A 20,165-nucleotide genomic window follows, 5' to 3' on the forward strand; every position below is an offset into this window, starting at 1 on the left:
CCGGTCCGCGGCGCCTACCCGCGCGTGCCGCGAGCCGCGCGCCAGCGGTTGAAGGCGGCACCGGCCAGGACGCCGACGATCACGATGAGCGCCGCGAGGATGATCTGGTGGCCGAGGGCCACCCGGTCCTCGGCCTCCGCGGCCGCTGGGCTCAGCCACGACTCCTTGGCCTTCGGCTCCGGCACGCCCGCGGCCGCCGGGGCGGCGACCTCCTGCGGGGAGGCGATCACCCCCGGCTCCGCGGAGCGCGACGCCTTGGGCGCGGCGGAGGCCTTGGCCGCCTTGGCCGGCTTCGCCGCGGCGACCGCAACGGGCCGGGCCTTGATCTGCAGGTCGGAGCAGGAGTAGTAGGTGTCCGGCGTGCTGGAGGTCTGCCACACCGTGTAGAGCACGTGCCGGCCGCTGCGATCCTTCGGCAGCTTGGCGCTCATCCGGTAGGCGCCGCCGCGCAGCGGCGGGTCCTGCGCCGTCAGGATCGGCGACGCGCTCAGGTCACCCCAGCCCAGCGGCTCGGAGGGGTCGTAGCCCTGCTTGGTCAGGTAGACCCGGAACGTGCCCTGGTGCGGGATCGTCCCCGCGTACGTGATCGGCAGCGTGGCGCCCGCGGTGACCTTGGTCGTCGGCCAGTCCGTACGCGCCAGGTCCAGGCCCTTGTACTCCGCCACGCCGCCGCTGCACAGCTCGCCGTCCGGGATGGTCTGTCTGTCCTTGCCGTTCACGTTCGGCACCCGCACGTTCGAGAAGTTGCCGAACTCCCGGCCGTTCGCCGTGCGCGCCGCCTTGCAGACGGCCGAACCCGTCCGCTCACCGCCGTCGGCGCAGGCCGCGCTGCGGCTGATCGGCGACGTCGGCGCGCCGTGCGCGAGGGCGGGCAGGGCGGGGAGCACGGCGGCGGCCGCGGCGATCCCGCCGGCCAGCGCCAGGGCAGCGGTACGGCGTACGACGGTCATGTGACCTCCTCGGCTCGCGGGCACGGCGGCGCGAGGCCGCAGCGACCCCACGGCGGACAGTACGGAGATCAGCCGCCAGTCGTTCACTACGGTGGGTGGTGCTGCCCGAAAAAGACGCGGCGCTGTGGTTGCATGGCCGAAGGCACACAACACAGGAGGAAACATGGAGAAGCCCGACGTCGGCCCCATCGAGGGCGCGCCGCCGGCCGAACTGGTCGTGGAGGACATCACCGTCGGTGACGGCGACGAGGCGAAGCCCGGACACCGGGTCAACGTCCACTACGTAGGGGTCGCGTTCTCCACGGGTAAGGAGTTCGACGCGTCGTACAACCGCGGCCAGCCGTTCGACTTCCTGCTGGGCGACGGCCAGGTCATCGGCGGATGGGACCAGGGGGTGGCCGGCATGCGCGTCGGCGGCCGCCGCAAGCTGACCATCCCCCCGCACCTCGGCTACGGCTCCCGCGGCGCCAGCGGCGCGATCAAGCCGAACGAGACCCTCATCTTTGTGGTGGATCTACTCGGCGTGCAGTAAGCCAGGGCCGGCAGGCCGTGCGGGCCGGGACGGGCGTCGCCTGTCCCGGCCCTTCGCTGTTCGCCGGGCCGGAGTCGGGCCGGTTGCCCGGCGACTCATCGAACGGTTCGCCGATCGGGGTCATCGGGCCGCCTTCAGGTCGGCGCAGCCCGTCTCGTCCGGGAGCAGCGGCCGCAGGCGCACCGAGTAGGTCTTGCCGCCGGAGGTCCACGGCGTGGCGGCGTTGGCCTCCTTCGCCGCGGCCAGGACGGCGTCGACCTGCTTGCCGGTGGCGGCGACACAGTTGATCCCGACGGTCGGGTTCAGCGACTCGCCGGGCAGCGCCGGGCCGGGCCACCCGACCTTCTTCGGCCGCTCGGGCAGGCCGTCGCCGGGCTCCACGTACGGCCGCACGATCGCGGCCAGGACCTCGGGGCGGTACTGCTGCGGCGTGCCGCCGGCCGGCTGGGTGGTGATCCTGTTCAGCTCCTCGATGAAGGCCAGGAGCTTCTTGCGGGCCTGCTTCTGCGGCGCGGTGAGCAGCGGGTCGTCGGCCTGCGCCTCATTGAGGGCCTCCGCGCCGACCGTCTGCTCGCCGGCCGCGGTCCGGACGGTGATCTCGGTGGTCGGTGCGTCCGCGACGCCGGGGTGGCCGAGGTCGGCGCCGTCCTGCACGCCCGCGGCGACGGCCTTGTCGAGCAGCGTCCCGAGCGCGTCCGGCGAGATGGTCAGCACCTGGACATTGGGCAGCGCCGGGCCGGGATAGATGGCCGGGACCGGGCCGTCGAAGATCACCCGGCCGTCCGCGTAGACGCTGGTCTCGGGCATCCGGCCGGCGAGCATGTCCGGGCCGACGAAGCCACCCGTGTAAGCCACCCGCAGCATCAGCGCGTCATCGTCGTCCGGTAGGACGGGCGATGCGGGAGCCGCGGAGGGCGACAGCGCCTCGGCGCCGGCGCCGACCGTCTGGGCACATCCGCTGAGCAGGAACAAGGTAGCGGCGGCAGCGGCCGTCGACAGGCAGCGAAGTCTGGTCATAGGCGGTGAGACGTACCCCGGGGCGGACGGGTTCCTACCCGTTCCGGGGAAAAAATCGTCCGCGGCGGGCGGTGACCGGCCCCAGGGGGCGGGGCCGGTCACCTTTATCGGGGCGGAGTGGATGCTTGGCGGGCGGCTACTTGACCGAGCCCAGCGACAGGCCCTGCACGAGCTTGTCCTGTGCCGCGAAGCCGGCGACGAGCACGGGCAGCGAGACCACGAAGGCGGCCGCGCACAACTGGGCCAGGAACAGGCCCTGGCTGGTGACGAAGCTGGTCAGGAAGACCGGGGACGTCTCCGCGACGGTGGCGGTGAGCACCCGGGCGAAGAGCAGCTCGTTCCAGCTGAAGATGAAGCAGATCAGCGCGGTCGCCGCGAGGCCCGGCAGGACCACCGGGGCGATGACCGAGCGCAGCGTCCGGGCCAGGCTCGCGCCGTCCATGGACGCGGCCTCGAGCATCTCGACCGGCACCTCGGCCAGGAACGAGTGCATCATCCAGACCGCGATCGGCAGATTCATCGAGGTGTAGAAGACGATCAGCAGCCAGATGTTGTCCAGCAGGCCGGTGTACTGCGCGAACAGGTACAGCGGCAGCAGGCCGGCGACGACCGGCAGCATCTTGGTGGAGAGGAAGAAGAACAGCACGTCGGTCCACTTGCGCACCGGCTTGATGGACAGCGCGTACGCGGCGGGGAACGCCAGCAGCAGCACCAGGACCGTCGAAAGTACGCTGGCGGTGAGCGAGTTGAGCAGCGGCGGCCAGGGGCTGGCGGCGCCGGAGAAGAACTCGCGGTAGCCCTCCAGGGTGATCGGGGCGAAGACGGCCGGCGGGTTGGTCGCGGCGTCCGCCTCGCTGTGGAACGAGGTCAGCACCATCCAGAGCACCGGCAGCACGAACAGGATGCCGACGACCCAGGCCAGCAGCGAGAGCCACGGCCCGACGCGGTCCTTGCGCTTCGGCGGGCCCGCCGGCGCGGTCTGCGTGAGGGTGCTCATCGGCCCGAGTCCTCCCTGAACAGCGACGAGACGGTCCGCAGCGCGAACGTCGCGATGATGATCGTGGCGACCACCACGACCACGGCGGCCGCCGAGGCCCGGCCGTAGTCGTGCGCCTGGTAGAAGATCTGGTAGATCGTGTACGGCAGGTTCGCCGTGCCCAGGCCGCCGGACGTGATGGTGAAGACGGCGTCGAAGTTCTGCACGATGTAGATCGATCCGAGCAGCGCGCCGAGCTCGAGGTAGCGGCGCAGGTGCGGCAGCGTCATGCTGCGGAAGATCTGCCAGCCGCCGGCCCCGTCGATGCGCGCCGCCTCGACGACGTCGAGCGGGCGGCTCTGCAGCCCGGCCAGCAGGATCAGCATCATGAACGGCGTCCACTGCCAGACCAGCGAGAAGATGATCGACCACAGTGGCATGTTGCTGATCCAGTCCGGCTGCGGCGGGTCGTCCGATCCGAACAGGCCCCACACCCAGGTCAGCGCCCCGTTGAAGAGGCCGTACTCGGGGTTGTAGAGCGCGTGCTTCCAGAGCAGCGCCGCCGCGACCGGTACCACCAGGAACGGGGCGATCATCATCGTGCGGACCGCGCCGCGGCCCCGGAACCTCCGGTCCAGCAGTAGCGCTATGCCCAGCCCGAGGATCAGGCTGATCAGCACGACGCCGACCGTGAGCTTGACGGTGGTCCAGACCGCGTCAAGCATGTTGACGTCGGTGAAGACCCGCCGGTAGTTGTCGACGCCGGTGAAGCCCCGCTCGTCCGGGTAGTAGGCGTTCCAGTCCATGAACGAGATGACCAGGGTCACCACGAACGGCAACTGGGTCACGATGATCATGAAGATGAGGGCGGGCATGAGCGGCGCGCGGCGGGCCCAGCCCGCGGCCCTGCGCGCCGCGCCGGGTGGGCGCGGAGGAGCGCTGCCGAGCTGTCCCTCGCCGGTCTTCTCGGCCACGGATGTCATGTCAGCTTCGCCTCCCTCTCATGTCCGCACGACCCGCGTCCGGCCGTGACGCCCTCAGCCGTTCTCGCGGGATCGATATCGTTCGGCGACGTCGTCGGCCAGGGGCTGGCCGCGTTCCAGGGCCTCGTCGACGGTCATCTGCCCGGCGATGGCCGAGCTGACGTACTGCGAGACCTGCGTGCCGAGGTCGGTGAACTCGGGGATGCCGACGAACTGGATGCCGATGGCCGGGCGCGGCTGCACGCCGGGGTTGCGGGGGTCGGCGGTGGAGATGGCCTGCTCGGTGGGCTCGGCGAACGCCGAGGCCTCCTTGAGGTAGTCCGGGTTGTCGTAGGTCGAGGCACGCTTGCCGGCGGGAACCCGGGACCAGCCCAGCTGGCCGCCGACGAGTTTCTCGTACTCCTTGCCGGACGCCCAGGAGATGAACTTCCAGGCGTTGTCCTTCTTCTCGCTGGCCTGCTGGATGCTCCAGGACCAGGCGTAGAGCCAGCCCGAGCTCGCGGTCTTCTCGACCGGCGCGGCGACGTAGCCCATCTTTCCCTTGACCGGCGAGTCCGCGGCCTCGAGCGAACCGGCGGCGCTTGTCGCGTCGTACCACATCGCGACGTTGCCCTGGATCAGGTTGTTGAGGCACTCGGTGAAGCCGGCCTGCGGCGCGCCGGTCTCGCCGTGCGCGCGGACCAGGTCGACGTAGAACTGGACGGCCTGGCGGAACTCGGGCGAGTCGACCCGCGCGTTCCAGTCGATGTCGAACCAGGTGCCGCCGAAGGTGTTCACCACCGTGGTCAGCGGGGCGAAGACCTGGCCCCAGCCGGGCTGACCGCGCAGGCAGATGCCGGCCATGCCGGGCTGCTTGCCGTCGACCTGTGCGGCGATGGCCGCGACCTGCTGCCAGGTCGGCTTCGCGGGCATCTGGACGCCCAGCGCGTCGAGGACGTCCTTGCGGTACATCAGGAACGAGGACTCGCCGTAGAACGGCTCGCCGTAGAGCTTGCCGTCGTTGGCGGTCAGCGACTTCGTCATCGGCGGCAGGATGTCCGCCTGGTCGAACACGGTGTCGGCCGCGACGTAGGCGTCCAGCGGGGCGATCCACTCGCTCCTCGCGTAGATCGGGATCTCGAAGTTGCTCAGCGACGCGACGTCGTACTGGCCGGCCTGGCTGGAGAACTCCTGGCTGATCTTGTCGCGAACGTCGTTCTCCGGCAGGACGGTGAAGTTGACGCGGATGCCGGACTGCTTGGTGAAGTTGTCCGCGGTCAGCCGCTGCAGATCGATCATCTGCGGGTTGTTGACCATCAGCACGTCGATGCTGTTCGCGTCGTCGGACCCGCCGCCGCCACCGCCCCAGCCCGCGCATCCGGCGAGCGCCACCGCGAGCAGCGCCGCGGCCGCTACCGACGTGACCGCACGAATGCGTGCACGAGACATGGGGCCTCCCCAGCGAGGCGGAACGAACACGACATCTGTGACGCCGGTAACACAACCGACCTCAGTAGATGCCTGTGATCGACACCATGTCAACAACTCGTCACACGTTGTTGCCTATGTGAGTATCCGAGTTGCCCGGATCGTCCTCAGGCGACTCGCGCGGACCGGCCCCGGACCGAGACGACATCACCCGGATGCAACTGCCGGCCGCGCCGGGTGTCGACCTCGCCGTTGACCGTCACATCGCCGATCGTGATCAGCACCTTGGCCTCTCCCCCGGTGTCGATGAGGTCGGCAAGCTTCAGGAACTGTCCGAGTCTGATCATGTCGCTGTCGATCGGCACGTCACGCATGCCGACCATCATGCCGAACCCGGGAAAAGAAAGTTCCGAGCGGTTGAACCATTCGGGCGCGGGAGCCGAACTAACCCTCGTGAGGCATCTCGTGAAGCACCGCCGGGCGGGCGTGGTGGCCGCCGCCGTCGCCGCGGGTGTGCTGTGTGCGGCATCCCCCGCCGCCGCCGACGTGACGGTCAGCCCGCCGAGCGCGCCGCAGGGCGGCGGCACCGACGTGACGTTCCGGGTGAAGAACACCGCGCAGAGCGCCATCACGCGGGTGAAGCTGCTGCTCCCCGCGGACCTGCCGGTCGCCGAGGCCTACCCGCTCTCGGTCGACGACTGGGCGCCGCAGATCGTCAACAGACCTCTCGACGAGCCGATGCTCGGCCTGCACGGCAACAGCCAGGTCAACGAGGCCGCCGCGGCGATCACCTGGATCGCGATGCCGGGCAGGGCGCTCGCACCCGGCAAGTCGACGGACCTGACCGTGGCCATGGGCCCGCTGCCGGCCGCGGCACAGATGACCTTCAAGGTCGAGGCGACCTACGCGGACCCAGCCAAGGGCGCGACCATGCCGCCGGTGACCCTCACGCTCACCCCGGCCGCGCCGGGCCAGGAGGCGGCCACCCACGGTGGCGGCGGCCACTCCGGCACGAACTCCGACTCGATCGACCCCGCCGTGGTCGCGGCCCTGCTCGAGGCCGACGACGGACCCGGCTTCTGGAGCGTGGCGGGCTGGGTCGCCGCCGCCCTCGCCGCGGCCGGCGGCCTGATCGTGGCGCTGCGGTCCCGTCGCCGTGGCGAGCCGGCCGCCGAGGAGCCCGAGGCGAAGGACGAAGAAGACAAGGAACTGGTCGGCGCGGCGAAGGCGCCGCGGGTGACCTCCTGGAGCTACCGGGACGGCCCCGGCGAGTGACAGACGTCCCGCGCAGGTGGGCGCGGGTGTGTCGTGCTGATGCGCGTGGGGCGCGGAACACGACCGGCGGGTGGGGTCAAGGGCAAGACCCACGACCTGCATAGAGCGGGGCGGGAAGGTTCGGCTTCCCGCTCCGCTCAGCTCTTTGCCCGGCCGGATTACACCGAGACCGTGCGGGGCGTCTTGAGGGCGTCGATGATCTCGGCCAGGACCCGGGGCGAGTCCTCGTGCGGTACCTGGCAGGTGCCGGCCGCCAGGTGGCCGCCGCCGCCGTAGCGCAGCATCACCTCGCCGATGTCGACCGGGGACGAGCGGTCGAGGATCGACTTGCCGCACGCGAAGACCGTGTTGATCCGCTGCCGGCCCCAGATGATGTGCACCGACACCCGAGCCTCGGGGTAAAGCGCGTACACCATGAAGCGGTTGCCCGCGTGGATCGTCTCCTCCCCGCGCAGGTCGACCACGACCACGTCGCCGTCGACGTGGCTCACCCGGCGCAGCTGTTCCACGAACATCGCCGAGCAGTCGTGGTACAGCTCCGAGCGCTCCTTGACGTCGCGCAGCTCGAGGATCTCGTCGACCGTCTGCAGCTGGAGGCAGGCGTCGATGAGCAGCATCATCAGCTGGTAGTTCGAGATCCGGAACTCGCGGAAGCGGCCGAGGCCGGTCCGGCTGTCCATCAGGAAGTTGAGCAGCGTCCAGCCCTGCGGGTTGAGGATGTCGTCGAGCGAGTAGTCGGCGGAGTCGGCCTGGTCGACGGCGCGCATGAGCTCGTCCGAGATCTCCGGGAAGCGTTCCGCCCCGCCGTAGTAGTCGTAGATGACCCGCGCCGCCGAGGGCGCGTCGGGGTCGATGATGTGGTTCGACCGGTCGCCCTGATTACGCAGAGTCTCGGAGTGGTGGTGATCGAACACCATGTGGGCGCCGGGCGAGAACGGCAGGTTGGTCAGGATGTCACGCTCCGTGATGGCTATCGCGCCGTCCTGCACATCCTTGGGGTGCACGAAGGTGATGTCGTCGATCATGTCGAGCACACGCAGCAGCACCGCGCAGACGAGACCGTCGAAGTCGCTGCGGGTCACGAGCCGGTACTTCACGAGCAATCTCCCTCTGCCGATTGGCACCTTACTCCCCAGTTTGCCACTTTTGCAGATATGGGCCTGGCCGCATCGGCGTACGGGTTTGATCCGGCACCCCTCGCGCTGCGTAAAGTTCACACGGAAGCTCACGTACGCGGTCGGAGGAAGACCTGACGATGGACAACGTTCCCCAGCTCGTGCAGGACCGCAACGCCCCGCCCGCCACCCTGGTCATCTTCGGCGCGTCCGGCGACCTCACCCGCCGCAAACTGCTGCCGGCCGTGGAGAGTCTCGCCCGGCACAGCCGGCTGCCCGGCGAGTTCGCCCTCGTCGGCGTCGCCCGCACCCCGATGGAGGACCACCAGTTCGCCGAGAGCGCCCTCGGCAGCCGCAGCCTCGCGGACAAGCCGCAGCTGCAGGGCGGCATCCGCTACGTCTCGGGCGGCTACGACAAGCCGGAGACCTACAAGCGCCTGGCCGAGGTGCTCGACGAGCTGGACGCCACCCGCGGCACGTCGGGCAACCGGATCTTCTACCTCTCCACCCCCGCCGAGGCCTTCGAGCCGGTCATCAAGGGGCTCGCCGGCGCCGGCCTGAACCACGCCCGGGAGGGCTCCTTCGCCCGGCTCGTGATCGAGAAGCCGTACGGCAACGATCTGCGTACCGCGCACGAGCTCGACGGCATCGTGCACGCAGCCTTCGACGAGCCGCAGGTCTTCCGCATCGACCACTACCTGGGCAAGGACACCGTCCAGAACGTGCTCGCGCTGCGCTTCGCCAACGCGATCTTCCAGCCCATCTGGAACCGGTCGTGGGTCGACCACGTGCAGATCACCGTCGCCGAGACGCTCGGCGTCGGCACCCGCGGCGGCTTCTACGAGCACGCCGGCGCGATGCGCGACATCGTGCAGAACCACGTGCTCCAGGTCCTCGCGCTGGCCCTGATGGAGCCGCCGGCGTCGTTCGACGCGGAGGGGCTGCGCAACGAGAAGGTCAAGCTGCTGCAGGCCATCCGGCTGCCCACCGACCGCGACATCGCCGACCTGGCGGTCCGCGGCCAGTACACCCGCGGCGGCACCCGCGACGACCTGATGGCCGGCTACCGCGACGAGGTGGGCGTCGACCCGCTGTCGCGCACCGAGACGTACGCGGCCATGCGGCTCAACGTCGACAACTGGCGCTGGGCCGGCGTGCCGTTCTATGTGCGTACCGGCAAGCGGCTGCCCGCCCGGGTCACCGAGGTCGCGCTGCAGTTCCAGCGGCCGCCGCACCTGCCGATCCCGACCAACCAGCTCACCGAGCTGGACGCGGACGCGCTGATCCTGCGGATCCAGCCCAACGAGGGCATCTCGCTGCGCTTCGGCGCCAAGGTGCCGGGCCACTCCTTCCGGGTGCGCACGGCGAGCATGGACTTCTCGTACGAGCAGACGTTCCGCGAGGAGTCGCCGGAGGCGTACGAGCGGCTGCTGCTCGACGCCCTGCTCGGCGACCCCACGCTGTTCATCCGCACCGACGAGGTCGAGCAGTGCTGGCGGATCGTCGACCCGATCATCGAGCGCTGGAAGAACGACAATTCGCCGATCCCCACCTACGAGGCCGCCTCCTGGGGTCCGACCGACGCCGACCGGCTCATCGGCCGCAGCGGCCGCAAGTGGCGCAACGCGGTCTGAGCGACTACCTCGCCGGCCGGGCCTTGAGCACCTCGAGGGCCCGGTCGGCGTGCTCGTTCATGTTCCGCTCGCTGTGCACGACCTCCAGCACCGTCCGGTCGGTGTCGATCACGAACGTCATCCGCCGGATGCTCAGCGGGCCGAGCGGCAGCTTGCGCTTCACCCCGTACGCGTCGGCGACCTTGCTCTCCGCGTCGGAGAGCAGGGGATAGTCGAAGCCGTGCAGGTCGGCGAACTTCTTCTGCTTGTCGACGGCGTCGCGGCTGATCCCGATCCGCTGCGCGCCGGCCGCCGCGTACTCCGCGGCGAGGTCCCGGAAGTTGCAGGCCTCGGCCGTGCAGCCGCTGGTCATGGCGGCGGGATAGAAGAAGAGGACCACCGGACCGTCGGCGAGCAGCGTGCTCAGCCGCCGCGGCGTGCCGTCCTGGTCCGATAGTTCGAAGTCGGGGGCGATCTCACCCTTGTCGATGCTCATTTGATCAAAGTACCGCGCCCTGATTCGGCCGGCGACCGACTCCTCGCCTAGGCTGAGCACACCCACCGGTATCGTCCCGACTCCCCCGGCTGACCCCTGCCCGCCCCCCGAGGAAAGCGACGCCGCCATGCAGGTCTCGGTCGCCCACCACCCACCCAACACGGCCGTACTGACGCTGCGCGGCTCCCTCGACATCGACACCGCGCCATCGCTCAAGGCCAACCTCGGCCGGCTCGTGGAGCGCCCCGCCCCCCGCATCGTCGTCGACCTCTCGGGCCTCGACTTCTGCGACTCGATGGGCATCGGTGTCCTGGTCACGGCGCACGGCCGGGCCACGGAACGCGGCGGCTGGGTCCGGCTCGCCGCACCCTCGGGATTCCTGCGCCGCCTGCTCGACACCCTCGGGCTGACCGACCACATGTCGCTGCACACCGACGTCGCGGCCGCGCTCAAGGAGTGAGCAAAGGGCGCCCCGGATCCCCGGGACGCCCTTTCGCCTGCCGAAACGTCAGCTGGTGACGCCGAAGACGATCCGGCCCAGCGTGTCCTCCGTGCCGACGAAGCCCTCGGCCGGGCTGAACCGGCTGTCACCGAAGTCGACGTCGAGGTCGTCCGCGGTGCCGCCGACGCCGTCCGGGCCGACGCCGAAGAGCACGTCGAAGTTGGCGCCGCCCGAGTCCATCAGGTTGGGTGTCTCGTCGGAGTTGTCGGTGTGCCAGTCGCCGAAGAAGTGGCCCGCCTCGTGTGCGGTCACGTTGCCGACCGCCTGGCCGACGAAGGCGATCCGGTCGCTGCCGGCGCCCAGGTACGTGTTCAGCGAGGCCGGGCCGCCGGCCGGGTCACTGAGCACGTCCTGCAGGACCAGGGCGGTCTCCTCGGTCTCGAAGTTGCCCGGGTCGATGCTCTGCGCGATGCCGATCGTGCTGACACCGGACTCGGCGATCGTGCCGCCGATGACGATGCGGCTGACGTTCTTCTGGCCCCACGGGTCCGCGTGGTCCTTGCTGTTGAGGATCTTCAGCTTGAACCGGCTGTTGAGACCGCTGTCGATCAGGTCCTGCCGGAGGTTCTCGGTGACGCTCGCGACGACCGCGTCGATCACGTCGTCCTCCTGCGCGCGGGGGATGCCCCACAGCGCGAGGAACGCCGAGAACGGGCTGAGCTGCACGTTGCCCGTGCCGCCGAAGACACCCGTGTTGACCCGGGCGCCGTCGAAGTCCAGGAACAGCGTCTGGACGGGCTTCGCGCCCTGCAGGACCGGGCGGTACGCCTCGACGGTGATGTCGTAGGAGCCGCTGCCCTGCGCGACGCCGATGTAGTGCCAGCCGGCCTTGGTGGCCACGTAGTCGGTGGCCGCCTTGCCGCCACCGGGCAGCAGCGAGTCCATCGGGTAGATGAAGCTGGCGTCCTGATCGGAGCCGTGCACCTCGCGCGGGGTGGTGTCGTAGACCGTCAGGTACGCCGGGGAGCCCTTCACCGAGGCGCCGAGCACGTCGCCGGCCTTGAGCTTGACGGCGAAGAAGTCGTTGTCGTCCGAGGCCGCCGAGATGGTGACCGTGTAGGGGCCCTCGCTCGCACCGCCGTCACCGCTGGCCGGGTCGAACGGGTCGGCGGGCAGGCCGCTGTAGGCCGCGACGATCGCGTAGAAGGTGCCGGAGGCCGGGACCTTGTACTGCAGCAGGCTGTCGAAGCCGCCGCCCGAGTCGTCGTTGGAGGCGACGATCGTGCCGTCCGGCGTGTAGATCGCGACCAGGGTGTCCAGGTCGCCGGTCGGCGTGGCGGTCTGCACCTTCACGACCTGACCGGCGGTCGCCTGCAGCTCGTAGAAGTCGAAGTCGTTGGTGCCGGTGCCGGCCGAGCCGTGCGGGCCGTCGCCGATCACGGCGTTGGTGACGATCGCGGCCCGGCCCGAGCCGATGCCGGTGTCACCGGCGAGCGGGATGGACCCGTCGTCCTCGGGAGTCGCGGCCCGGGTGACCGGGGTGACCGACTCGGGGTCGAGCGAGCCCAGGATGCGGATCGCGGAGTTCTGCGCGGCACCGGTGCCGAAGCCCTTGATCAGCTGGGCGGACGCCGGGTCCTCATTGGAGCCGCGCGTGCCGTCCGGCTCGTCCTCGTCGACGGCCACCGCGGCGGCGGCGGCCTTCGCGGCCGCCGCGGGCGTGCCCGCGATGGCCTTCAGGCGGGCGGCGGCCTTCGCCGACGCCTGCTTCTTCAGGTAGTTCGCCCAGCCGCTGTAGTCGGCCTTCGACGCGTCGGGCAGCAGGGCCAGGAACGGGTTCGGCCCGGCCGGTTTGACGCCCGGTGCGGCCTTGTCCGCCACCGGAAGTCCGGCGTCGACGGACGCCTTGTCGGCGGGGCTGAGCCCCGGATCGGTCTGGATTGGAGCGGCCGGTGCTGCGCCCGGTGTGAGCGCAACGAGTCCGAGCACGACGGCTCCGACGGTCGCGATGCTACGTCGCATCAGTGATCCCCCTTCAGCGCGTCCGGGCCCCCCGCCGCGGACGGCACTGGGGACGCTACTGAAGATGTCGATCAATATCTAGGGCTGTCGATGACCTGTCACAGGTGTTAGGGGCGCACCCACAAATGCGGTCACGGGCCCGCGGCCGCGGCGCCGCGACGCCATTCGGTCCAAATTGGTGAAATGTCTATCGGGAATGCCGGACGGCCATTACCCGACAACGGAGCGAACCGGCTCTGCCAGCGCGCCTCCGGGCGCCGCGGCCGGATGAACAAGCGGATCTTGGAGCCTGGACGGCAGAATCGATCGCCGTCGATTCTAGGCGGAGGCGCATTCGTCGCGAATTCCACGGGATCTGCGCCAACGGGAAATGGTGCGGCTTTCACGCGCGGCCCGGGTGAAAGATCCGGGCCGCGCGGTGGCGGCTGCTACAGGCTCGTGGCCCGCCCTACATCATGCTGCGGACCCGGGCGAGCGCGGCGACCGCCGCGCCGCGGGCTCCGGCCATGTCGAGGTCCGGCACCAGCGCGAACGTCGCCGCCGCCTGCTGCTCGGCGCGGAGCTGGGTGTGCTCGCGGACCGTGTTCAGGAACCACTGCCGGAAGTGCGGTGCCGCCTCGACCACGCCGCCGCCGAGGAAGTACGCGGCCGGGTCGGTGAAGTTCGCCGCGATCGTGAACAGCTTGCCGATCGCCCTCGCCTGCTGACCGAAGACCGCGAGCGCCAGCGGGTCCTCCCGCTCCCCGTACCCGCGCAGCAGCTTCGCCGCCTTCTTGATCGACTCCTTGGCCAGCGGGTGGTCGGGGAACCTGCCCAGCCAGTACGGCAACAGGTTGTTGGTGATGCCGGTCAGCGACGCGATGCTCTCCACGTCGCCCTCGAAGCCGCAGTTGCACCGCGGCACCGGCTGGTCGTCCTCCAGCACGCCGTGCAGCGGGATCTGCACGTGGCCCAGCTCGCCCGCCATGCCGACCGCCCCGCCGACGACCTTGCCGTCCTCCACCACGCCGCCGCCGAGGCCGGTGCCGACGATCGCCGCCACGGACGACCGCAGCGGGGCCTCGGAGCCGAAATGCCGATGGTGTGCGTAGAGCGCCGCCGCGTTGGCGTCGTTGTTGTAGATCACCGGCAGGCCGATGCGCGCCTCGAGTGCACCGCGGATGTCGAAACCGTGCCAGGAGAGCTGGGAGAAGTTCGTCGAGCCCTTCGAGGAGATCACCCCGTCGGCGCTCGCCGGGCCCGGCGTGTCCAGGCCGACCGCGCGTACCAGCGTCATCGGCGTGCTGGTCATCGCGAGGATGCCGTGGAACGCCTCGGCGAGCTGCTCGACCGCGGCCTTCGGGCCGTCGGTCACCAGACTGGGGCTCTCCACCATCTGATCGACGAGATACTGGCCCGTCGCGTCCAGCACGGTCGCATTGTTACAGGTGCCGCCGTTGTCGAGGCCAACCACTACCCAGGACGCCGGGGTCCGCACCACATCGATCTGATCCACAGGCCTGAGCGTACGTCCGCGCGCGCCGGTAGGCGACGGGTGCCGGCGGATTGCGGGTGGGTTGCCAACGGCCGAACGGGCGCTGGCGGGCCGGGAACGGGCCGAAGGGTCCGGTATGACGACGAAGACTGAGCCGACCCGCCGCGCCGTTCTCGGTGGTGCCGTGGCCGTGGCCGCGACCGCCGTCGGGGGCCTGGCCCTCGACGCGGCGCTGGCCGTGCCCGCCGCCGCCGCAACCCCCGGGCCTGCCGATCTCGTCTCCAACGACCCGCTCGCGCACCTGCTGCGCCGGGCCACCTTCGGGCCGACGCCCGAGTCCCTCGCCGAGATCAAGAAGCTCGGTGCGGCCGGCTGGCTGGACCGTCAGCTCGCCCCCGCCAAGATCAGCGACGCCGCGCTGGACTCGCTGCTGACCCGCCTCCCGCTGGCCGGCGCCGGCATCGCGACCGTCCGGGCCAAGCTCAAGGTCCACTCGTACGAGGGATTCGGTCAGCTGGGCCGCGCCGCGATCGCCCGGGCCATCTGGAGCAACCGGCAGCTGTTCGAGACCAACGCCGCGTTCTGGGCCAACCACCTGCACATCGCCGCGCCGTCCAGCGGCGTGTGGGACAGCCGCCCCGACTACGACGCGTCGGTGATCCGCAAGCACGCGTTCGGCCGCTACGCCGACATGCTCAAGGCCGCGGCCCGGCACCCGGCGATGCTCACGTACCTGGACAACCGGTCGTCGACCAAGGCCCTGCCGAACGAGAACTACGCCCGCGAGCTGATGGAGCTGCACACCGTCGGCATGATCTACAGCGAGGCGGACGTGCAGGCGGCGGCGAAGCTGCTCACCGGGCTGACCGTCGCCAAGGACGGCACCTACACGTACGCGGCGGACAAGCACGCCACCGGCGCCGTGAAGATCCTCGGCTTCAGCCACGCGAACGCCACCGCCGCGGGCGGCGAGGCGGCCGCGCTGGCCTTCGTCGACCACCTGGCCCGGCACAAGGCGACCGCCGAGCGCCTCGCCACCAAGCTGTGCGTCCGCTTCGTCGCGGACGAGGCCCCGGCGACGCTGGTCGCCAAGCTGGCGAAGGTGTACCTGGACAACGACACCGCGATCGTGCCGGTGCTGCGGGCCCTGTTCACCTCGCCGGAGTTCGCCGCCTCGATCGGGAAGAAGGTCCGTACGCCGTTCGAGGACCTGGCCGCGACGGTCCGCGCGCTCGGCCTCGGCCCGGAGACCTCGGGCATCAAGGCGCTCGACGCGCTCTACAACAACCTGGTCGACGCCGGGAACGCGCCGTTCCGCTGGAGCCCGCCGAACGGCTACCCCGACGTCGCCGCCGCCTGGGCCTCGCCGTCCGGTTTCGTCATGCGCTGCAACGGCCACCTGAACCTTGCGACCGGCTGGTACCCCAAGCAGCTCACCCGCCCCGCCGACATGCTCAAGGCGCTCGTGCCGACCCTGCCCGCGACGTACGGCGCCCTGGTGGACGCCCTGGCCAAGCGCCTGATCGGCACCTCGCTGCCCGCCGACCATGTCGCCGCCGTGCTAAGCGTTGCCGACAAGCTGCCGACGAGTCCTCTGACCAGCAAAGACAAGTCGGTGGCCGGGAGCCTGCCCTATCTGGTCGCCCTCGTCCTCGATTCGCCCTCTTTCCAGCTGAGGTGAGCATCATGACCGCACAGGCGTGCTGCGACGAGAACAGGAAACTGCTGACCCGCCGGGGGGTACTGGGCCGCGGCCTGGCCGTCGGCGCGGCCGGTGCCCTTGCCGGGCTCGTCGGCGAGGGGCTGTCGACCCGGATGGCGTTCGCCGCCGGCGGGTACACCGGTGACACTCTGGTGGTGCTGTCGCTGCGCGGCGGATTCGACGGTCTGTCGGCGATCGCGCCCATCGGTGACCCGGACTACTACAAGGCCCGCCCGTCGATCGCCCTGCCGAAGAGCCAGGCGATCGCCGGCGACGCGAAGTTCGGCCTGCACCCGGCGCTGGCGCCGCTGCTGCCGATGTGGAAGAACGGCAACCTGGCCGCCGTGCACGCGGTCGGCCAGCCCAACCCGACCCGGTCGCACTTCGCGGCGATGGAGGAGATGGAGCGCGCGGCCGCCGGCTCGTCGGTGCGCACCGGCTGGCTGGACCGGATGCTCGGGATGACCGGCGCGACCGGCCCGCTCGCCGGCGTCTCGCTCGGCAACGCGATGCCCGCCCGGCTCTTCAGCGGCCCGTCCGCCGACATCTCGATGGCGGCGGTCGACGACCTCGTCCTGGCCGGCGAGAGCGCCAAGCGCCCGATGGCCGCGTCCCTGCGCAAGATGTACGCGTCCGCGCCCGCCCTGCTGGCGGCGCCGGCCCGGGCGGCGGACTCCGCCCTGACGGCGACGGCCGGGCTGCGCGCCACCGCGTACGCGCCCGCGAACGGCGCCGTGTACCCGTCGACGCCGCTGGGTGCCGCGCTGCGCGACGTGGCCCGCATGATCAAGGCGAAGGCGGGTCTCGCCGTGGCCGCGGTGGACTGCGGCGACTGGGACATGCACGAGGGCCTCGGCACCGCGGTCAAGGGCCAGCGCATGTACGACAACCTGCTCGAGACCTCGAACGCCCTGGCGGCGTTCGCGGCCGACCTCGGCCCGGCCGGGATGGCGAACGTGACGCTGGTGACGGTGAGCGAGTTCGGCCGCCGGGTGGCGGAGAACGGGTCCCGCGGTGTCGACCACGGGCACGGCAACGCGATGCTGCTGATGGGCGGCGGGATCAAGGGCGGCACGGTGTACGGCAAGTGGCCGGGACTGTCCCCCGGCGCCCTCGTCGCCGGCGACCTCGCGGCGACCACCGACTACCGCGCGGTGATCGGTGAGATCCTGCAGAAGCGCTGCGGCCTCGGTTCGCTGAAGAACGTCTTCCCGGACGTCGCACCGGCATCGCTGGGGCTGGCCGCCGCCCGTTGAGCCCGGCGGTGGCCACGGTGCGGCTCGCCGGATCCGACGGCCGCACCGGGCTTCGAGGTCAGCGGGAGGCGCCGGCGCGGCGCTTGCTCCAGACGTCGAACGCCACCGCCGCGAGCAGGACCGCGCCCTTGACGAACATCACCGTCTCGCTCTGCGCGCCGATCAGCGACATGCCATTGTTGATCACGCCCATGATCAGGCCGCCGGTGATGGCGCCGACGACCTTGCCGACACCACCCTGCACCGCCGCGCCGCCGATGAAGGCCGCCGCGATCGCATCCAGTTCGAACTGGTTGCCGGCGGTCGGGCCCGCCTGGTTCAACCGGCCGGCGAAGATCACGCCGGCCAGGGCCGCCAGGACGCCCATGTTCACGAAGATCCAGAAGATCACCGACTTGACCTTGACGCCGGACAGCGTCGCCGCCTGCAGGTTGCCGCCGACCGCGTAGATCTGCCGCCCGAAGACCACCCGGTTGGTCAGCAACGAGTACCCGAGCACCAGGAAGGCCAGCAGCACCAGCACCCAGGGCAGGTTCTTGTACCTGGCCAGCTGCGTCACGACGGCGATGACCAGGAACGACGACAGCAGGATCTTGCCGATGAACAGCGGCATCGGGTCGACGGCCTGGCCGTACTGCAGGCGGCCCGAGCGGGTGCGCCACTGGGTGAAGACGATGCCGGCGACCGCGATCACGCCGACGAGCAGACTGAACAGGTCCGCCCCGCCCAGCGGGCCGAGACCGATATTGCCCAGGTAGCCCTCAAGGAAGCCGTTCGACATCGTCCGCACCGGGTCCGGGAACGGACCGATGCCACGGTTGCCGAGCACCATCAGCGTCAGCGCCTTGAACAGCAGCATGCCGGCGAGCGTGACGATGAAGGCCGGGATGCCGAAGTAGGCGATCCAGTAGCCCTGCCACGCGCCGATGATGCCGCCGACCACCAGCGTGATCAGCAGAGCCAGCGGCCACGGCACGTCGTGGTTGACCATCAGGACCGCGGCGACGGCGCCGCAGAGCCCGACCACCGAGCCGACCGACAGGTCGATGTGGCCGGCGATGATGATCAGGATCATCCCGATCGCGAGGATCAGGATGTACGAGTTCTGCACGATGATGTTGCTGATGTTCTGCGGCGCCAGCAGGTCACCGCCGCTGAGCACGGTGAACAGCAGGACGATCACGGCGAAGGCGATGTAGATGCCGCTCTGGCGCAGGTTCAGGTTGAACCGGCGGGGCGAGTCCCCCGTCGGCCCGGCCGGCGCCGCCGGCGTCTCGTCCACCGCGAGGTCGGCGTTGGTGGGTGCGACAGACATCGCGGTTACTCCGTTCCCTTGGTCATGAGCGTCATCAGGCTTTCCTGGGTGGCCTCGGCGCGGGGCACCTCACCGGTGATCCGGCCCGCCGACAGCGTGTAGATCCGGTCGCAGATGCCGAGCAGTTCGGGCAGTTCCGAGGAGATGACCAGCACCGCCTTGCCCTCGTCCGCGAGCCGGTTGATGATCGTGTAGATCTCGTACTTGGCGCCGACGTCGATGCCGCGGGTCGGCTCGTCCAGGATCAGCACGTCCGGATTGGTGAAGATCCACTTAGACAGGACGACCTTCTGCTGGTTGCCACCGGAGAGCTTGCCGGTGATGCTCAGGACGCTCGGAGCCTTGATGTTCATGCTCTCCCGGAAGCCGCCGGCGACCTTGAACTCCTCGTTCTCGTCCACCACCCAGCCACGATTCGCGAGCCTGCCGAGGGCCGCCGCGGAGATGTTGCGCTTGATGTCCTCGATGAGGTTCAGGCCGTACCGTTTGCGGTCCTCGGTCGCGTACGCGATGCCGTGTTTGATCGCGTCGCGCACCGAGCGCAGGCGGATCTCCCTGCCGTCCTTGAAGATCCGGCCCGAGATCCCGGTGCCGTACGCACGGCCGAACACGCTCATCGCCAGCTCGGTGCGGCCGGCACCCATCAACCCGGCCAGCCCCACGATCTCGCCGCGGCGCAGGCTCAGATTGGCGTTGCGGACCATGACGCGGCCGTGCTGGGTCGGGCTGCGCACCGTCCAGTCCTCGATGCGCAGCACCTCCTCGCCGATGTTCGGCTCGTGCGGCGGGAAGCGGTGATCCAGGTCCCGGCCGACCATGCCGGAAATGATCTTGTCCTCGGTGACCTCGTCCTCCACCAGGTCCAGGGTCGAGATCGTGCGGCCGTCCCGCAGGATCGTCACCCGGTCGGCGATCGCCATGACCTCGTTGAGCTTGTGCGAGATGATCACGCAGGTGATGCCGTGGCCACGCAGGTCGCGCAGCAGGCCGAGCAGGTGCGCCGAGTCCTCGTCGTTGAGCGCCGCGGTCGGCTCGTCCAGGATGAGCAGGCGCACCTCCTTGGACAGCGCCTTGGCGATCTCGACGAGCTGCTGCTTGCCGACGCCGAGGTCGATGATCGGCGTGACCGGGTTCTCGTGCAGGCCGACCCGCTCCAGCAGTTGGCCGGCGGCGTGGTTGGTGCGGTTCCAGTCGATCAGGCCGCGGGTGGCCTGCTCGTTGCCGAGGAAGATGTTCTCCGCGATGGAGAGCTGCGGTGCCAGCGCCAGCTCCTGGTGGATGATGACGATGCCGCGGTGCTCGCTGTCCCGGATCCCCGAGAAACGGCAGGCCTCGCCCTCGAACGTGATCTCCCCGTCGTAGGAGCCGTGCGGGTAGACCCCGGACAGGACCTTCATCAGCGTCGACTTGCCGGCGCCGTTCTCGCCGCAGATCGCGTGGATCTCGCCGCGGCGTACGGTGAGGTTGACGTCCTGGAGCGCCTTGACCCCGGGAAACGTCTTGGTGATGTCCTGCATCTGCAGGATGGTGTCGCTCATGCTCATCCCCCAGGGTCGGCACGCGAAGGGACCGGTGCCCGCCGCCGGCGTG

Annotated in this window: 18 protein-coding genes; 6 read left to right on the forward strand and 12 right to left on the reverse strand. The window is 70.2% G+C overall.

What is annotated here, in order from left to right; all coding sequences use genetic code 11:
* Nucleotides 1-14: 14 nt before the first annotated feature.
* Nucleotides 15-950, reverse strand: coding sequence for a lytic polysaccharide monooxygenase (locus AB0B58_RS17240; protein ID WP_360224339.1), 936 nt, complete (start codon nucleotides 948-950; stop codon nucleotides 15-17).
* 163 nt (nucleotides 951-1,113) lie between these two features.
* Here AB0B58_RS17240 and AB0B58_RS17245 point away from each other — a divergent pair, with 163 nt between their 5' ends.
* Nucleotides 1,114-1,482 (forward strand): FKBP-type peptidyl-prolyl cis-trans isomerase, encoded by a 369-nt coding sequence (locus tag AB0B58_RS17245; RefSeq protein ID WP_360224341.1) that lies wholly within the window; start codon nucleotides 1,114-1,116, stop codon nucleotides 1,480-1,482.
* Nucleotides 1,483-1,602: 120 nt separating this feature from the next.
* Here AB0B58_RS17245 and AB0B58_RS17250 read toward each other — a convergent pair whose 3' ends face one another.
* The 5 genes from AB0B58_RS17250 to AB0B58_RS17270 all read right to left on the reverse strand — a co-directional run bounded on the left by AB0B58_RS17250 (nucleotide 1,603) and on the right by AB0B58_RS17270 (nucleotide 6,239).
* Nucleotides 1,603-2,499 carry a hypothetical protein gene (locus AB0B58_RS17250; protein ID WP_360224343.1) on the reverse strand — a complete coding sequence of 299 codons (897 nt, stop codon included), beginning with the start codon at nucleotides 2,497-2,499 and terminating at the stop codon, nucleotides 1,603-1,605.
* Nucleotides 2,500-2,635: 136 nt separating this feature from the next.
* Nucleotides 2,636-3,496, reverse strand: a complete 861-nt coding sequence (locus tag AB0B58_RS17255; RefSeq protein WP_360224345.1) for a carbohydrate ABC transporter permease — start codon at nucleotides 3,494-3,496, stop codon at nucleotides 2,636-2,638.
* Nucleotides 3,493-4,458, reverse strand: a complete 966-nt coding sequence (locus AB0B58_RS17260; RefSeq protein WP_360224347.1) for a sugar ABC transporter permease — start codon at nucleotides 4,456-4,458, stop codon at nucleotides 3,493-3,495. The genes AB0B58_RS17255 and AB0B58_RS17260 overlap by 4 nt, the downstream gene beginning before the upstream one ends.
* 54 nt (nucleotides 4,459-4,512) lie before the next feature.
* On the reverse strand, nucleotides 4,513-5,886 hold the full coding sequence (locus AB0B58_RS17265) for a sugar ABC transporter substrate-binding protein (RefSeq protein ID WP_360224349.1): 1,374 nt from the start codon (nucleotides 5,884-5,886) through the stop codon (nucleotides 4,513-4,515).
* Between the two features lie 146 nt (nucleotides 5,887-6,032).
* Nucleotides 6,033-6,239, reverse strand: a complete 207-nt coding sequence (locus AB0B58_RS17270; protein WP_184993586.1) for an RNA-binding S4 domain-containing protein — start codon at nucleotides 6,237-6,239, stop codon at nucleotides 6,033-6,035.
* 79 nt (nucleotides 6,240-6,318) lie between these two features.
* Between AB0B58_RS17270 and AB0B58_RS17275 the strand changes: the two genes are divergently transcribed.
* Complete coding sequence (locus AB0B58_RS17275; RefSeq protein WP_360224352.1) at nucleotides 6,319-7,140, forward strand: DUF1775 domain-containing protein; 822 nt, start codon at nucleotides 6,319-6,321, stop codon at nucleotides 7,138-7,140.
* A gap of 158 nt (nucleotides 7,141-7,298) precedes the next feature.
* Here the strand turns inward: AB0B58_RS17275 and AB0B58_RS17280 are convergent, their stop codons facing one another.
* A complete protein-coding gene (locus AB0B58_RS17280; protein ID WP_360224354.1) occupies nucleotides 7,299-8,237 on the reverse strand; it encodes an exopolyphosphatase in 939 nt (312 codons plus the stop codon).
* A 158-nt stretch (nucleotides 8,238-8,395) separates the two neighbouring features.
* Here AB0B58_RS17280 and zwf point away from each other — a divergent pair, with 158 nt between their 5' ends.
* The gene (zwf, locus tag AB0B58_RS17285; protein ID WP_360224356.1) at nucleotides 8,396-9,889 is read left to right on the forward strand and encodes a glucose-6-phosphate dehydrogenase; all 1,494 of its coding nucleotides are present in this window, start codon (nucleotides 8,396-8,398) and stop codon (nucleotides 9,887-9,889) included.
* Nucleotides 9,890-9,893: 4 nt separating this feature from the next.
* On the opposite strand, the gene AB0B58_RS17290 is transcribed toward zwf, so the two are convergent.
* Entirely contained in the window at nucleotides 9,894-10,364 is a 471-nt protein-coding gene (locus AB0B58_RS17290) for a peroxiredoxin (protein ID WP_360224358.1), read from the reverse strand.
* 127 nt (nucleotides 10,365-10,491) lie between these two features.
* On the opposite strand from AB0B58_RS17290, the gene AB0B58_RS17295 reads away from it, so the two are divergent.
* Nucleotides 10,492-10,824: an STAS domain-containing protein gene (locus AB0B58_RS17295; protein ID WP_360224360.1), complete on the forward strand. Its 333-nt coding sequence runs from the start codon at nucleotides 10,492-10,494 to the stop codon at nucleotides 10,822-10,824.
* Between the two features lie 48 nt (nucleotides 10,825-10,872).
* Here AB0B58_RS17295 and AB0B58_RS17300 read toward each other — a convergent pair whose 3' ends face one another.
* Nucleotides 10,873-12,828: a PPC domain-containing protein gene (locus AB0B58_RS17300; protein WP_360224362.1), complete on the reverse strand. Its 1,956-nt coding sequence runs from the start codon at nucleotides 12,826-12,828 to the stop codon at nucleotides 10,873-10,875.
* 448 nt (nucleotides 12,829-13,276) lie between these two features.
* Nucleotides 13,277-14,323: an ROK family protein gene (locus tag AB0B58_RS17305; protein ID WP_360224364.1), complete on the reverse strand. Its 1,047-nt coding sequence runs from the start codon at nucleotides 14,321-14,323 to the stop codon at nucleotides 13,277-13,279.
* 115 nt (nucleotides 14,324-14,438) lie between these two features.
* Between AB0B58_RS17305 and AB0B58_RS17310 the strand changes: the two genes are divergently transcribed.
* Nucleotides 14,439-15,983, forward strand: a complete 1,545-nt coding sequence (locus tag AB0B58_RS17310) for a DUF1800 domain-containing protein (protein WP_360224366.1) — start codon at nucleotides 14,439-14,441, stop codon at nucleotides 15,981-15,983.
* A 5-nt stretch (nucleotides 15,984-15,988) separates the two neighbouring features.
* A complete protein-coding gene (locus tag AB0B58_RS17315) occupies nucleotides 15,989-17,260 on the forward strand; it encodes a DUF1501 domain-containing protein (RefSeq protein ID WP_360224368.1) in 1,272 nt (423 codons plus the stop codon).
* Nucleotides 17,261-17,318: 58 nt separating this feature from the next.
* Here the strand turns inward: AB0B58_RS17315 and mmsB are convergent, their stop codons facing one another.
* Both mmsB and mmsA read right to left on the reverse strand, forming a co-directional pair.
* Nucleotides 17,319-18,575: a multiple monosaccharide ABC transporter permease gene (mmsB, locus tag AB0B58_RS17320; RefSeq protein WP_360224370.1), complete on the reverse strand. Its 1,257-nt coding sequence runs from the start codon at nucleotides 18,573-18,575 to the stop codon at nucleotides 17,319-17,321.
* Between the two features lie 5 nt (nucleotides 18,576-18,580).
* Nucleotides 18,581-20,113: a multiple monosaccharide ABC transporter ATP-binding protein gene (gene mmsA, locus AB0B58_RS17325; protein WP_360224372.1), complete on the reverse strand. Its 1,533-nt coding sequence runs from the start codon at nucleotides 20,111-20,113 to the stop codon at nucleotides 18,581-18,583.
* Nucleotides 20,114-20,165 lie beyond the last annotated feature (52 nt).

Origin of the sequence: Actinoplanes sp. NPDC049118 (assembly GCF_040648555.1) — a bacterium.
GTDB lineage: Bacteria > Actinomycetota > Actinomycetes > Mycobacteriales > Micromonosporaceae > Actinoplanes.